General features: G+C 69.5%; 11 protein-coding genes. 5 read left to right on the top strand and 6 right to left on the bottom strand.

The window, feature by feature from the left end; all coding sequences use genetic code 11:
• Positions 1–4: 4 nt before the first annotated feature.
• From ABGB14_RS09830 to ABGB14_RS09820, 3 genes are all read left to right on the top strand, one after another.
• Positions 5–1,348, top strand: coding sequence for a PTS transporter subunit EIIC (locus tag ABGB14_RS09830; protein WP_347643270.1), 1,344 nt, complete (start codon positions 5–7; stop codon positions 1,346–1,348).
• Between the two features lie 43 nt (positions 1,349–1,391).
• The gene (locus tag ABGB14_RS09825; protein ID WP_347643269.1) at positions 1,392–2,651 is read left to right on the top strand and encodes a PTS transporter subunit EIIC; all 1,260 of its coding nucleotides are present in this window, start codon (positions 1,392–1,394) and stop codon (positions 2,649–2,651) included.
• A gap of 205 nt (positions 2,652–2,856) precedes the next feature.
• Positions 2,857–3,309 (top strand): Rv3235 family protein, encoded by a 453-nt coding sequence (locus ABGB14_RS09820; protein ID WP_347643268.1) that lies wholly within the window; start codon positions 2,857–2,859, stop codon positions 3,307–3,309.
• Positions 3,310–3,404: 95 nt separating this feature from the next.
• Here ABGB14_RS09820 and secA read toward each other — a convergent pair whose 3' ends face one another.
• Positions 3,405–6,194 (bottom strand): preprotein translocase subunit SecA, encoded by a 2,790-nt coding sequence (secA, locus tag ABGB14_RS09815; protein ID WP_347643267.1) that lies wholly within the window; start codon positions 6,192–6,194, stop codon positions 3,405–3,407.
• 223 nt (positions 6,195–6,417) lie between these two features.
• On the opposite strand from secA, the gene ABGB14_RS09810 reads away from it, so the two are divergent.
• Positions 6,418–6,678 carry an HGxxPAAW family protein gene (locus tag ABGB14_RS09810; protein ID WP_132596035.1) on the top strand — a complete coding sequence of 87 codons (261 nt, stop codon included), beginning with the start codon at positions 6,418–6,420 and terminating at the stop codon, positions 6,676–6,678.
• A gap of 273 nt (positions 6,679–6,951) precedes the next feature.
• On the top strand, positions 6,952–8,148 hold the full coding sequence (locus ABGB14_RS09805) for a crosslink repair DNA glycosylase YcaQ family protein (protein ID WP_347643266.1): 1,197 nt from the start codon (positions 6,952–6,954) through the stop codon (positions 8,146–8,148).
• Positions 8,149–8,241: 93 nt separating this feature from the next.
• Here ABGB14_RS09805 and ABGB14_RS09800 read toward each other — a convergent pair whose 3' ends face one another.
• The 5 genes from ABGB14_RS09800 to mtrB all read right to left on the bottom strand — a co-directional run bounded on the left by ABGB14_RS09800 (position 8,242) and on the right by mtrB (position 14,547).
• Entirely contained in the window at positions 8,242–8,940 is a 699-nt protein-coding gene (locus ABGB14_RS09800; RefSeq protein ID WP_347643265.1) for a response regulator transcription factor, read from the bottom strand.
• A 172-nt stretch (positions 8,941–9,112) separates the two neighbouring features.
• Positions 9,113–9,781: a ribosome-associated translation inhibitor RaiA gene (gene raiA / locus ABGB14_RS09795; RefSeq protein WP_347643264.1), complete on the bottom strand. Its 669-nt coding sequence runs from the start codon at positions 9,779–9,781 to the stop codon at positions 9,113–9,115.
• 612 nt (positions 9,782–10,393) lie between these two features.
• A complete protein-coding gene (locus ABGB14_RS09790; RefSeq protein WP_347643263.1) occupies positions 10,394–11,092 on the bottom strand; it encodes a ComF family protein in 699 nt (232 codons plus the stop codon).
• Between the two features lie 85 nt (positions 11,093–11,177).
• A complete protein-coding gene (locus ABGB14_RS09785) occupies positions 11,178–12,914 on the bottom strand; it encodes an LpqB family beta-propeller domain-containing protein (RefSeq protein ID WP_347643262.1) in 1,737 nt (578 codons plus the stop codon).
• Positions 12,901–14,547, bottom strand: a complete 1,647-nt coding sequence (gene mtrB / locus ABGB14_RS09780) for an MtrAB system histidine kinase MtrB (protein WP_347643261.1) — start codon at positions 14,545–14,547, stop codon at positions 12,901–12,903. The genes ABGB14_RS09785 and mtrB overlap by 14 nt, the downstream gene beginning before the upstream one ends.
• Between the last annotated feature and the right edge of the window lie 34 nt (positions 14,548–14,581).

The raw sequence follows: 14,581 nt of genomic DNA, 5'->3' as shown, positions 1-14,581 counted from the left end.
CCCGGTGAACGAGACCACCGCCGCCCGGCCCTCGCCGGGCGCCCGCGTGATGACCGTGCTCCAGCGGCTGGGCCGCTCCCTGATGCTGCCCATCGCCGCCCTGCCCGCGGCGGCCCTGCTGCTCCGCGTCGGCCAGCCCGACATGCTCGGCTCGAACGGCGCCGAACCCGGCGGCCTCGCGGACGTGGCGGGATTCGCCTGGGTGGGCCAGGTGGCCGAGGTCCTGGCCGCGGCCGGCGGCGCGCTGCTGGAGAACCTGCCCCTGCTGTTCGCCGTGGGCGTGGCCATCGGCTTCGCCCGCAAGTCCGACGGCAGCACCGCGCTCTCCGCCATGGTCGGCTACCTGGTCTTCGACCGGGTGACGAAGGTGATGTTCTTCGGCTCCGACATCCGCGACACCGTCGCGATCAAGGAGGTCCAGGACCAGGGCGTCGTCGAGATCATCAACTACGGCATGCAGAACCCCACCCAGGTCCTCGGCGGCATCGTCATGGGCCTGGTCGCGGCCCTGCTCTGGCAGCGGTTCCACCGCATCAAGCTGCCGTCGTGGCTGGCGTTCTTCGGCGGGCGCAGGTTCGTACCGATCATCATCGCCATCGTGGCGCTGCTCATCGGCGTGCTCTTCGGCTGGCTCTGGCCGGTGCTCGGCGAGTGGATCCGGCACGCGGGCGAGGCCCTCACCGCGATCGGCCCCATCGGCACCGGTATCTACGGGCTGATCAACCGCCTGCTCATCCCCCTCGGCCTGCACCACTTCGCCAACTCCGTCGTCTGGCACGTGGTGCCGCAGTGCGACGTCGGCGGCCAGCTGCTGGGCGGCGACTGGAACTGCTATTTCGGCGGCGCGGCGCACGCGGGCCAGTTCATGGCCGGCTTCTTCCCCATCATGATGTTCGCCCTGCCCGCCGCCGCCCTGGCCATGTGGCGCGCCGCGCCGCCGCACCGGCGGGCCAGCGTGGGCGGCATCATGTTGTCGGCGGCGCTGGCGTCGTTCGTCACCGGAATCACGGAGCCGATCGAGTTCGCCTTCATCTTCGTGGCGCCGCTGCTCCTGGTGGTGCACGCGATCCTGACCGGCCTGGCCATGGCGCTGACCACGCTGATCGGCGGGCAGCTGGGCTTCGGCTTCTCCGCCGGCCTGCTCGACCTGCTGCTGAACGCCAGCAAGTCCAACACCGAGAACTTACCCGGCATCCTCGCCCTGGGCGCCGTCTACGGCGTGCTCTACTACGTCGTCTTCACGTTCCTGATCCGCAGGCTCAACATCCTGACACCCGGCCGGGAACCCGAACCGGACGTCGACTCCGGCGAGACCGGCGCCGGTTCCCCGCGATCCGCCCCGGGGTAGTAATCCCCGCGACCCCCGCGAGCGATGTGGGGGGACCACCGTCATGAGCCCTGGCTGGTCGTCGGTGTTCGGCGGGCTGCAGCGCGTGGGACGCTCGCTCATGATGCCCATCGCGGTGCTCCCCGCCGCGGGCCTGCTCCTCCGCTTCGGCCAGGACGACCTCCTGGGCGCCGGCGGCCTGGGCGGCGTCCTGCCCTGGCTCCTCCCGGTGGCCGGCGTGCTCGCCGCGGCGGGCGGCGCCCTCTTCGACAACCTGCCGCTGCTGTTCGCCGTGGGTGTGGCCATCGGCTTCGCCCGCAAGTCCGACGGCAGCACCGCGCTCGCCGCCGTCGTCGGCTACCTCGTCTTCGACCGGGTGACCAAGACCCTCTTCTTCGACGCCGGCCAGGGCGCCGTCCACGACAAGGTGACGGTGCTGCTGCGCGACGGCACCCCCGCACTCGACCTCGGAGCGCAGAACCCGACCGGGGTCCTCGGCGGCATCCTCATCGGCATCACCGCCGCCCTGCTCTGGCAGCGGTTCCACCGGCTCAAACCGCCCTCGTGGCTGGCCTTCTTCGGCGGGCGCCGCTCCGTACCCATCATCACCGCGGTCGTCGCCCTCCTCCTCGGCGTCGCCTTCGGCCTGCTGTGGCGGCCGATCGGCGACTGGCTGGCGCAGGCGGGCGACTGGCTGTCCGCCCACGGCACCGTCGGCACCGGCATCTACGGCGTGGCCAACCGCCTGCTCATCCCCCTCGGCCTGCACCACGTGCTCAACACCATCGTCTGGTTCACCCTGCCGGAGTGCCGCGCGGGCGTGAACGGCGCGACCAGGGACGCGGCCGGGGACCTCAACTGCTATTTCGCCGGCGAGCAGGGCGCCGGCATCTTCATGACCGGGTTCTTCCCCGTCATGATGTTCGGCCTCCTGGGCGCCGCCCTGGCCATGTGGCGGGCCGCCGACCCCGCCCGCCGCCAGGCCGTCGGCGGCATCATGCTCTCCGCCGGCCTGACGGCCTTCGTCACCGGCATCACGGAGCCCCTGGAGTTCGCCTTCATCTTCGTGGCGCCGATCCTGTTCGGCGTGCACGCGCTCCTGACCGGCCTGTCGATGGCGCTGATGGCCGAGCTGGGGGCGCGCCTCGGGTTCACGTTCTCCGGCGGCGCCATCGACCTGCTGCTGAACGCCGGCAAGTCCAACACGCACGAGCTGGGGTTGATCGTCGGGTTCGGGCTGGTGTACCTGGTGCTCTACTACGTGCTGTTCACCGTACTGATCCGCTCCCTGAACCTCCCCACGCCCGGCCGCGAACCGGCCTGAGTTCAGGACGGCCGATGCGTACGCCGCTCCGCGCCCGAAACGGCGCACAGCCCCCGACGAGGGGGATCCAGCTCCGGAGGACCTTCTTCGCACAGCGGGACAAGAAGCGACCCCAGCCTCGGGAAGCTGGTGACCGCTGTATTCCTGGGCCGGGCCGAAAACTCCTTATGACGTTTGTTTCTCCGCCCGAGCACCTGGAGGATGCGTGTCCGCACTGCCCCACGTCGGCATCGCCCCCGCCCCCGAGCCGCCCTACGACGACGGGCGGCGCGGGGCGGGCGGCGCGGCGTCCCGGACCCACGGAGCCCTGGCCCTGGACGCGCGTCCCCTGGTGTGGGGAGCACCTGGGGCGGCCCCGGACGAGCGCAGGCTACGCCATCTGGGGCAGGCCCTGGCGGAGGTGCTCACCGGCCGCCGCCCGCCCGAGACGCTGGCCGGCCGGCTCACCGAGCGGGCCTACCGGGACCTCGTCAGGGCCGGGCGGATGATCGCGGCCAGCCGCCCCCCGTTCGCCGGGAGGCCGCACGTGACCGAACCCAGGGAAGGCGCCCTGGAGATGTGCGTGGTCGTGCACTGCGGCGAGCGCGACCACGTGCTCGCCGCCCGCCTGGAACGGCGCGGCCACCAATGGCTCTGCACCGACTTCGAGACCGCCTGACGAGGTCGCGCGCAACCGGCCGTCCGAAGAGGGTGCGGGTCCGTACAGCGCAGAAGACCCCCACCCCGGAGAGGTGAGGGTCTTCGCAGGAACCGTCAGGCGGCGTTCTTCGGGTCGCCGTGGCAGCGCTTGTACTTCTTGCCCGACCCGCACGGGCAGGGCGCGTTGCGCTCCACGTTGCCGTAGGCGGCCCGCTCGGCAGAGGTCGTGCGCACCCGGGTGTGCTCGACCTCTCCCTGCTCGCCCGGCGCCGAGTATTCGAGCTCGGCCGGCCGCTCGGGGCCCCGCAGCCCGCGCGCGATGATCGAACGGGTCTCCGCCAGGGCGTCGTCCTCTTCGGCGACGATCGGATTCTCCTGCACCTCGACCTCGAGGTTGAACAGGAAGCCGACGGAGTCCTCCTTGATGCCCTCGAGCATCGCGGAGAACATCTCGTAGCCCTCGCGCTGGTATTCGATCTGCGGGTCCTTCTGCGCGTAGGCCCGCATGCCGATGCCTTCGCGCAGGTAGTCCATCTCGTAGAGGTGCTCGCGCCACTTGCGGTCGAGAACCGAGAGGATCACGCGGCGCTCGAGGTCACGCGTGGTCTCGGGACCGAACTCCTCCTCGCGCCTGGTGTACGCGGCCAGCGCGTCGGCCTTCATCCGCTCGCTGATCAGCTCGGCGGTCACCTCCTCGCGGGAGCCGGCCTCCTCGACGATGTCCTCGATCGTGACCTGGACCGGGTAGAGCTCGCCGAACGCCTTCCACAACTTCTCGAGGTCCCACTCCTCCGCGAAACCCTCGGTCGTGGCGCCCTGGACGTAGCCGTCGATCACGTCGCTGATGAAGCCGCGCACCTGCTCGTGCAGGTCGGCGCCCTCCAGCACGCGGAGGCGCTCGGCGTAGATGACCTTGCGCTGGCGGTTCATCACCTCGTCGTACTTCAGAACTTCCTTGCGGATCTCGAAGTTCTGCTGCTCGACCTGGTGCTGGGCGGAGGCGATCGCCTTGGAGACGATGTTGGACTCGATCGGCTGGTCGTCGGGGATCTGCAGCCTGGTCATGATCATCTCGACCCTGGCCGAGTTGAACAGGCGCATGAGGTCGTCGCCGAGCGACAGGTAGAACCGCGACTCGCCGGGGTCGCCCTGGCGGCCGGAGCGTCCGCGCAGCTGGTTGTCGATGCGCCGCGACTCGTGCCGCTCGGTGCCCAGGACGTAGAGGCCGCCGAGCTTGGTGACCTCGTCGTGCTCGGCCTTGACCGCCGCCTTGGCCTTCTCCAGCGCCTCGGGGTAGGCCTTCTCGTATTCCTCCGGCGTCTCGACCGGGTCGAGCCCGCGCTGGCGCAGCTCGAGGTCGGCGCGGAACTCGGGGTTGCCGCCGAGCTGGATGTCGGTGCCTCGACCTGCCATGTTGGTGGCGACGGTGACGGCGCCCTTGCGGCCCGCCTCGGCGATGATCGAGGCCTCACGCGCGTGGTTCTTCGCGTTGAGCACCTCGTGCTGCACGCCGCGCCGCTTGAGCGCCTTGGACAACCGCTCGGACTTCTCCACCGAGGTCGTGCCGACGAGGACCGGCTGCCCGGCTTCGTAGCGCTCCTTGATGTCGTCGACCACCGCGTTGAACTTGGCGTCCTCGGTCTTGTAGACCACGTCGGCCTGGTCCCTACGGATCATCGGCCGGTTGGTCGGGATCGGGACCACGTTGAGCTTGTAGGTCTTGTTGAACTCGTTGGCCTCGGTGACGGCCGTACCGGTCATGCCGGCCAGCTTGTCGTAGAGGCGGAAGTAGTTCTGCAGGGTGACCGTGGCGAGCGTCTGGTTCTCGTCCTTGATCTTGACGCTCTCTTTGGCCTCGATGGCCTGGTGCATGCCCTCGTTGTAGCGGCGGCCGTGCAGGATGCGGCCGGTGAACTCGTCGACGATCAGCACCTCGCCGTCGGCGACGATGTAGTCCTTGTCCTTCTTGAACAGCTCTTTGGCCTTGAGCGCGTTGTTCAGGAAGCCGACGAGGTGCGTGTGCTCCGGCTTGTAGAGGTTGTCGATGCCGAGCCAGTCCTCGACCTTCTCGACGCCGGACTCCAGGATGCCGACCGTGCGCTTCTTCTCGTCGACGACGTAGTCGCCGGTGCTCTCCTCGCCGGGGTTCTTCGCCTCGACACCCCTGCGCAGGCGGGGCACGATCTTGGCGAACTCGTTGTACCACTTGCCCGACTGCTCGCCAGGGCCGGAGATGATCAGCGGCGTGCGGGCCTCGTCGATCAGGATGGAGTCGACCTCGTCGACGACCGCGAAGAAGTGGCCGCGCTGCACGCACTCGTCGAGCGACCAGGCCATGTTGTCGCGGAGGTAGTCGAAGCCGAACTCGTTGTTGGTGCCGTAGGTGATGTCGGCTTCGTACTGCCTGCGGCGCTCGTCGGGCTGCTGGCCCGACACGATGCAGCCGACCTCGAGGCCGAGGAAACGGTGGATGCGCCCCATGTTCTCGGCGTCACGCTTGGCGAGGTAGTCGTTGACCGTGACGACGTGCACGCCCTTACCGGCCAGCGCGTTGAGATAGCTCGGCAGGGTGCAGGTCAGGGTCTTGCCCTCACCGGTCTTCATCTCCGAGATGTTGCCCAGGTGAAGGTTGGCGCCACCCATGATCTGCACGTCGAAGGGTCGCTGGCCGAGCACCCGGCGGGCCGTCTCACGGACCGTCGCGAACGCTTCGGGGAGCAGGTCGTCGAGGCTCTCGCCTTCGGCGTGGCGCTTGCGGAACTCGTCCGTCATCGCCCGCAACTCCGCGTCGGACATGCCTGTGAAATGGTCCTCAATGGAGTTGACCTGGTCTGCGTACCGCTTCAGCTTGCGTAGGATCTTGCCTTCGCCGGCACGTAGGATCTTGTCGAGAATGGCTGCCACTTTATGTAAAGCTCCTCGCAGGTCTACCCCGGCGGCGCCGCCAGGAGGAGAGGCCGAGACAAACTTCCCCGTTGCCATGGTAGGTGGTTCCGCAAGCAGACACAGCCACCGTGCCGACGAGGGCGCAAGACTGGTCTGGGAGAATGGGCTCAAGGCAGAGGATATGCCGGTTGAGAGCCGGCTCGCACCAATAGCGCGATAACCGGCAAAGGAAGGATTTGTCATGGTTGAGGGGAAGAAGTCGGAGCAAACCGAGAATCTTGGCAGCCACGGCGGGCGCGCATCATCGTGGCTGGCGGTGACCGTGATGCTGGTGGGCACAGTGGTGGCCGGCTTCGGGCTGACCGCCGGTAACTGGACGCTCGTCTGGATCGGTGCCGGTGTGTTCGTCGTGGGCGGCATCCTCGCTCTCGTCTTCGACATCTTCACCGACGTCGTGATCGACGCTCCGCGCGTGGGCATGCGAGCCGAAGACCACCGCTGACGTACGCTTCGCACGGCGGGCGCCCATCCAGTGGGCCGCCCGCCGTTTTTTCGTTCCAGCGATCCCCCGGGCGTGTCCCGCCCCGCGCCCCCTACGTCGCTACCCATCCCGCTCTCCCCCGGCGCACCCCGAACGGTCTGCGGGTGCCCGTCCGGCACGTCCGTGAGCCAGGGCCTGGAGGCCCTGTTCCCCTCACCCCGGCGGCCGGGCGGGCGGTTCTGTCGGTGGCCGCCGCTAGATTGCTCGCATGCACCGCCGTACGGACATGCCGACATGACCCCCCTACCGGATCTGACCGCCGACGAGGCACGACGCATCATCCTGCGCGCCCAGGGCCTCATCGGGGCCGACGCGCGCAAGGGTGGGGTGCACGCCATGCTGCGCAGGCTGGGCGCCGTGCAGCTCGACACGATCTCGGTCCTCGCCCGCTCCCACGAGCTGGTCGCCTACGCCCGCCTGGGCGCGGTCGGCAGGTACAAGATCGAGCGCGCATACTGGCACAACCCCGCTCAGAGCTTCGAATACTGGTGCCACGCGGCCTGCATCCTGCCCATCGAGCACTGGCCGCTCTATTCGTTCCGCCGCCGCGCCTACCGCGAGCGGCGCTTCCGCTGGCACGAGGTCCCCGACGACGTCGACAAGCTGCTGGAGAAGGTGCGCGAGTCGGGGCCGTTGACGACGTCCGACGTGGGCGGCGCCAAGAACGGCGGCCCGTGGTGGGACTGGTCCGACTCCAAGATCGGCCTGGAGTGGCTGCTCGACATCGGCGAGCTGGTCTGCACCCGCCGCGTCGGCTGGCGGCGCGTCTATGACCTGGCCGAGCGCGCCGTCCCCGCCGACCTGCTGGGCGACGACCTGCCCGACGAGGAGTGCATCACGCGCCTGGCCGCCATCGCGGGCCGTGCGCTGGGCGTGGCCAACCGCACCGACCTGATCGACTTCCTCCGGCTCAAGGGGCGTCACGCGGCGACACTCGACGAGGTGCTGCTGAGCGGGGCCTCGGGGCTGGTGCCCGTCGCCGTCACCGGCTGGCCGGGCAAGAAGGGCCTCGCCAACGCCTGGGCCGATCCGGCCGCCCTGGCATCCGAGCCGCGCGGCCGCCACCGCACGACGCTGCTGTCGCCGTTCGACTCGCTCATCTGGCACCGCGGCCGCACCGAGCGCGTCTTCGGCTTCCGCTACACGCTGGAGCTCTACGTGCCCAAGCACAAGCGCGTCCACGGCTATTTCACGATGCCGGTGCTGGCCGGCGGCCGGCTGATCGGCCGCGTCGACCCGGCGCGCGAGGGCACCACGCTGGTGGCCAGGCAGCTCAGCCTGGAGCCCGGCCTCTCCTCCGCCCGGTGGGCCGACGCCCTGCGCGAGGCCCTGTGGTCGGCGGCCGACTGGGTCGGCTGCGACTCCGTCCGCGTCGACCGCGCCGACCCTCCTGAACTCGCACCGATCCTGAGCACGGCCAGGAGGGGTTGAGCACCGTTTCGAGAGGCGCCCTGTCCGAGATCTTCGACGGGGCGCCCAGGGCGGGGGTCCAGCCGGAGCCCATCACCGTGCTCGTGGAGCTTCCTAGGTGATCTCCAGCATGCGTTCGCGCACCGCGTAGACCACGGCTTCCATCCGCGAGTGCAGTTGCAGCTTGTCGAGGATGTTGCGCACGTGGTTCTTCACGGTGTTCTCGGAGATGAACAGCTGCTTGGCGATCTCGCGGTTGTTCATGCCCTTGGCCACCAGCCGCAGCACCTCCATCTCCCGGTCGGTCAGCCGGGGCACGGGAAGCTGGGGCGGGCGCTCGGCCTCCTTGCGGCTCATGTTGGCGAACTCGGTGATGAGCTTGGCCGCCATCGCCGGGTTGATTAACGACTGGCCCTCGTGCACGCCGCGCACCGCTGCGGGGACGTCGTTGATCTGGACGTCCTTCAGCAGATAGCCGGTGGCGCCCGCCTTGATGGCCTCGAAGAGGTCTTCCTCCTCGTCGCTCACCGTCAGCATGATGATGCGGGTGCTCGGGACGGAGGCCTTGATGCCCTTAGCCGCCTCGATGCCGTCCTGCCGCGGCATGCGCACGTCCATGAGGGCGACGTCGGGCATGAGGCGGTCGGCCAGTTCGACCGCCTCCTGCCCGTCGCTCGCCTCACCGACCACCTCGATGTCGGGCTCAGCGGCCAGCGCCAGCGCCAGGCTGCGCCTGATCAGCTCGTGATCGTCCACGATCAGCACGCGGATCGGCTCGCTCTCGGACGCGCGGACCTCGCCGGACTCGGTCACGAGGCCTCCTTGCGCAGCCTCGCGACTGTGTGTTCGTCGCTTCGCTCGCTCATCTGAACCTGACTGAGCTCGCTCACGTCTCCTCCTCGTCGGGGGGCCAGAGCCGTTGAACCGCCATGATGGCACGGGTGCCGCGGTTCTCGGGTGGTCGAGAAGATCTTTCAGCGCGCTGTCAGGGCTCTACGAGCCGCAGCACACCATAGTTGTAACCGCGTCTGTTGTAGACGACACACGGCTGGCCGCTCTCCTTGTCACGGAACAGGTAGAAATCGTGTCCGACCAGTTCCATCTCGAGGAGGGCCTGGTCGATGGTCATGGGCTCCGCCTTGTGGAACTTCTCCCGGACGATGAGCGGGCCGTCGCCGTCCATCTCGATCGGGACGATGTCGTCGTAGAGCCGGTCGCTCTTCTCCTGCTCGTCCTCGTCCGGCTCCTGGGCCTGCTCGGGGACGGATGGCCGGGTGACCGGGGGAAGCCCGGCGGCGTCAGGAAGCGTCGCGGTGATCTCCGCCACAGAGGGCGGGCAGTGGTTGCCGTGATGGACCTTGCGCCGGTCGGCCAGGCGCCTGAGGCGGCCTTCCAGCTTGTCGAGGGCGAGATCGAGGGCTGCGAACCGGTCGTCGGCCGACGCCTCGGCGCGGATGGCCGGTCCTTTCGAGTGAATGGTGAGCTCGACGCGCTCGCGTCGGTCGGCGAGGCGCGGGTTGCGTTCCTTCGACACCTCCACGTCGACTCGGATGATGTGGTTGTCCAGACGTTCGATCCTGGCCAGCTTGGTCGTCACGTGGTCTCGGAACCGTTCACTCACTCCTGTGTGCCGGCCCTTGACGATGATGTCCATGCAACAGCCCCCCTTCGTCTAACGACTGAGCAAGAGCGCCCGACGATGCGCGTGCCGGGCGGGGTCTTCTGTCTGCCTTTCTGCCACCGTTACCCTCTTCCGACTCGCCGTCACCGGGAACTCAGTGGGCACCCGCCCGGCCGACCTGGTCTTCGACCCCACATCCGCCTGCTGAGGGTCTCGCAGCTCAGTCGCCACTACTGCCCTTCTCTTCTGGCGAGGGACATCTGGCCCCTCGGGAAGGCAGGACTTACCCCTAAGCCGCACCGTGATCGGTCGACAAAGAGTCGCCTTACGTGGACCGTTTTGCCTGCGGCTGGCATCGGCTAGCAGAGCCGGGAACACCGGCCCTGCGCAACCACGGACCCGAACGGGTGCCATGTCAGAACGCTATCCGTATCCAGGGAGAATGTCAGCCGGAGGGATGATCAAACGATCACTTTCCGTGATTTTCCACGGTATGGAAAGCGCATTCCCGGGCTCGGCACACCCGGTCGGCACCCCTTACGGGCGCGAACGTCCTGACTGCTGAGCTGCCCCGGCATGTCACTCGGGCAAGGCACATGTCACCTTCAGGCTAGAGCGGCGAATTGGATCTTTCTTTACTCACCGTCACCGTAACGACTTACAAGATCTTCGGCGTGTCGCGGCGACGGTGACCGCCAGCGGCGTCTTCACGCCGGCCGACCGCAGCGCCCGCGCGGCCTCGGCGAGCGTGGCGCCGGTGGTCACGATGTCGTCCAGGAGCAGCGCAACGGGCGCTGGAGGGCCTCCGGCGGGCGAGGCGACCTGGAGTGACCCCGCGAGGTTGGCGGCCCTCTCGGCCGAGCTCAGGCCCGCCTGGTCGGCCAAGCCCCGGGCCTGGACCAGCCCCGTCCACGCCCGCGCCGGCAGCCCCAGCGCCCGCAGGTCGCGCGCGACCAGCACGGCCAGCCGCCCCACCGGATCGTGCCCCCTGCCGCGCAGGCTCCGCCGCGCGCTGGGCACGGGAACCACCGCGAACCGGCCACGCGCCCACGATGCCCGCGTCCGCCCGATCGCCGTCACGGCGGTGAACGTCGCCGCCTGCGCCAGCACCCCGGCCAGCGCCACCGCGCCGCGCTCCTTGTAGGCCACCACCGACTTCCTGACCACGCCGGTGTAGGGCGCCGCCGACCAGCAGTCGGGCAGGCCGGGCGGGGACGGGTCGGGCCTGCGCGGGGCGGGTGACGCGGTCAACTCGGCGACGCAGCCGTCGCACAAGCGCGCCCCCTTGGCGCCGCAGCCAGCGCACGTGCCGGGGAGAACCAGATCGAGAACGGCAGTCACCACACGGCCCAGCGTGCCGCCCGGCACCGACAGTTCCCGGCGACCGCGCAGCGGCGAACCCGGCGGACCGGTAAGGCGGAGCGTCAGGTCAGCCCAGGGGGAAGAGAGGGCTGCCGGCGTTGGACTCGACCTTCGGGACCCAGGTCTGGCGGTCCTGGTTCAGCTCGACGATCTTCGTCTCCTTGTCGGTCCGCACTTCTCCCAGCACCCGGTCGTCCAGCGCCGCGAGCGAGGCGAGCCGGTCCTTCAACGGCACTCCCACCGTCTCCCCGTCGCCCACGTTGATCTCGTTCAGTATCTGCCCGGCCTTGCTCTCCACCAGGACCAGCAGGTGCTCGTCATCGCTCCAGGTGACGTCGACGATCTCGTCTCCCACCTCGGTCGTGGTCAGGCTGCGGAAGTTGCCGAGCACGAGCCCGTCGAAAGTGGAGGTGAGCGCGCCGATCTGCACGGTGTTCTCGCCCGTGGTGACGGACACCCGCACGCCGTCCCTGGCGATCCTCAGGCGGGCGACGTCAAGGCCGGCGAGCTTGGGCGCCGAGACCCGCTCTGGCCCCCGCCCGCTCCCCGGGTCGTACCGGAGCAGCACGCCGTTCTTGTTGTCGTACGTCCACAGGGTCCCGTCCCGGTGGAACGTCGGCGGCGTGAGCTCCGTGCCCTGGATGACCTCCTGCCAGCGCCCGTCCTGCGCGAGCTTGGCCATGGAGATGCCGGTGGAGGTCTTGGCGGCGATGAGGGCCGTCTCCTCCTTCGACAGGGCGAAGTCGGTGTAGCCCGCGCGCTGCTCGCCCGCGGCGCCCGGCACGGCGCCGGCGGGGCCTTCCTTCCCCATGAAGTGCACGGCGCCGTTGTCGACGAAGTAGGCGGTGTCGCCCCCGTCGTCCAGCCAGGGGTCGGCGGGATCCGGCCGGTCGACGGCGTACGTCTCGCCGTCGACCTGGATCTCGATGATGCGCCCCTTGGCGACGTCGTTGTCGGCGAAGCTGTGCCTGATCTGCGCCCTGAGTGCGGCCTCCGCGCTCAGGTCGAGCGGATCGAGCGGGCCGGAGAGGTTGACCAGCACGCGCTCCTCGTTCCACCTGATGGACTCGATCGTCGTGTCCTCGGGGAAGCTCGTGGTCACCGCGTCGCGAAGGGCCGTGGTGGGCTCTTTGAGCAGGCGTTCGAGAATGGTCCGCGCGAAGCTCTCCGTCGGCTTCATCCGCAGGCGCACGCGGTCGACGACGAGCCGGTCCGGCATGTCGGCGTTCAGGTAGTAGAGGTTCGCGGGGCGGTACGCGCGCACCACGTCGGAGTTGGTGAGCAGGAGCCCGGCGGGCAGCTTGTTGACGAGGTAGCCGCCCTGCTGGGTCTTGACCAGCTCGAACGTCCCGCCGTCCCAGGTGCCGGCCGTGGGGGCATAGGCGTCGTCGGTCCCGATGCTGGCCACCCACTGGGCCTTGAGCGTCACCTGCAGCACGGTTTCCGTGCCGTCGCGCGGCGTGGGATAGGTGATCTCGAACGCGTCCTCGATCACCTTCACCGGGCCGGCGGCGCTCCACTTGCCCCGTGCCTCGGGGGTCAGGTACTGGGGCAGGATCGACGGGTCGTCGGCGTAGGCGGCCATGGCGGCCTGCAGGCCCTTGATGGTGTCCTCGGGCCCCCAGTTCGGCTGGGGCGGCATGGCGATCATGCGCTGGAACGGCTTGTTCAGCGGGTCGCCGCCGGTGCCGTCGTCACCCACCATGTAGGGGCCGGTCACGGGGATCACGGTGCACCCGGTGCCCGCGACGACCATGGCGAGAGCGATCGCGACCGCGGCGCCGAGCCGCCTAATCGTCGTCATGACCGCCCCCGTCCGCCGAGGCGGGCAGCAGTACGGGAGTCATGGCGCCGCGCCACGTACGCCGCATCTCGATCTCCGGCGGCACCAGCGACAGCGGCGAGCCCTTCAGGTCGGCCCCTGCCGCCCGGGGCAGCGTCAGCCTGAACTGCGACCCCTCGCCCGGCTGCCCCCACGCCTGGAGCCAGCCGCCGTGCAGCGCGGCGTCCTCGCGGGAGATCGCCAGCCCGAGCCCCGTGCCGCCGATGGTGCGCGCACGCGAGGGGTCGGCCCGCCAGAACCGGTCGAACACCAGCGTGTCCTCGCCGTTCTTCAGGCCGATCCCGTGGTCGCGCACGGCGATGGCGACGGCGTCCCTGTCGGCGCCCACGGTGACCACGACGTCCCTGCCCTCGCCGTGCTCGATCGCGTTGAACAGCAGGTTGCGCAGGATGCGCTCGACCCTGCGGTTGTCGATCTCGGCCATGCACGGCTCGTTGGGCAGCCGCAGCTCGAAGCGGGTCGAGTGGCGCTCGGCCAGCGCCTCGGAGTCGCCGATGGCCCGCAGCACGACGTCGCGCACGTCCACCGGCTCGAGGTCGAGCGTGGCGGCGCCGGCGTCGTAGCGGCTGATCTCCAGCAGGTCGGCCAGCATCGCCTCGAACCGCTCCAGCTGCGCCTGCATGAGCTCGGCGGAGCGGGAGGCCATCGGGTCGAAGTCCTCGCGGGCGTCGTAGAGCAGGTCGGCGGCCATGCGCACGGTGGTCAGCGGGGTGCGCAGCTCGTGGGAGACGTCGGAGACGAACTGCCGCTGGACCTGGGAGAGCTCCTCCAGCTGGTGGATCTTCAGCGCCAGGTTGGCGGCCATCTCGTTGAACGAGTTCGCCAGCCGGGCCAGGTCGTCCTCGCCGCGCACTTTGAGGCGTTCGTCCAGCTTGCCGGCGGCGAGGCGCTCGGCGGCCTGGCGCGCGAGCCGTACGGGGGAGACGACCTGGCGGGCGACCAGGTACGCGATCGCGGCGAGCAGCAGCACGAGGCCGAGTCCCACCACGGTGATGGCGAGCCTGACGTTGGTGAGCAGCTCCTCTTCCTCGTCGAACGGGAAGAAGTGGTAGACCTCGTAGTTCTGGCCGCTGGTGGGCACGTGCACCACGCCGCCGACCACGAAGGTGAGCCGGGGCTGGCTCTCGCCGGGAAACTTGATCTGGTGGACGTTGCCGACGGGTTTGCCGTATTCGTGGTTGCGCATGTAGCGCTGCAGGTGCGCCCTGACGTTGGCGGGCACGCTGGAGCGCACGACGCTGCCGGACGCCCGCGACTGGCCCGGGGTGGCCGGGTTGAGGATCAGCACGTCGTAGCGCTTCTTGGAGCCGTCCTCGCCCGAGCCCGTGACGGTGTCCATGACCTCGTCCAGCGGGTTGACCGCGCCGCTCTTGACGGTGTCGGCGGTCTTGGTCTGCTCGTCCGTGTCGGGGGCCAGGGCGTCGGCGATCTGCAGGCGGTCGGCGAACGCGTCGCTGACGGAGGACCGCTGGCTGCTGTCGACCACCGACTTGCTGATCTGCCCGAACAGGAACGTGCCGAGCACCACCACCACGATCACGGAGATCACCAGCGTGCTGGTGACGACCTGGAGCTGCAGCGAGCGCCGCCACACGCTGCGCGTCCTGCCCGCCGCACGACGAACCCGC

It is taken from the genome of Nonomuraea sp. B10E15 (assembly GCF_039871615.1).
In the GTDB taxonomy this organism is placed as follows: domain Bacteria; phylum Actinomycetota; class Actinomycetes; order Streptosporangiales; family Streptosporangiaceae; genus Nonomuraea.
This window is presented reverse-complemented; position numbering and strand designations above follow the sequence as displayed.

Bases quoted from the DNA above. Each gene is read 5' to 3' on its own strand.
- ABGB14_RS09825 (WP_347643269.1), top strand. From the start codon at position 1,392: ATGAGCCCTGGCTGGTCGTCGGTGTTCGGCGGGCTGCAGCGCGTGGGA.
- ABGB14_RS09810 (WP_132596035.1), top strand. From the start codon at position 6,418: ATGGTTGAGGGGAAGAAGTCGGAGCAAACCGAGAATCTTGGCAGCCAC.
- ABGB14_RS09805 (WP_347643266.1), top strand. From the start codon at position 6,952: ATGACCCCCCTACCGGATCTGACCGCCGACGAGGCACGACGCATCATC.
- raiA (WP_347643264.1), bottom strand. From the start codon at position 9,781: ATGGACATCATCGTCAAGGGCCGGCACACAGGAGTGAGTGAACGGTTC.
- ABGB14_RS09785 (WP_347643262.1), bottom strand. From the start codon at position 12,914: ATGACGACGATTAGGCGGCTCGGCGCCGCGGTCGCGATCGCTCTCGCC.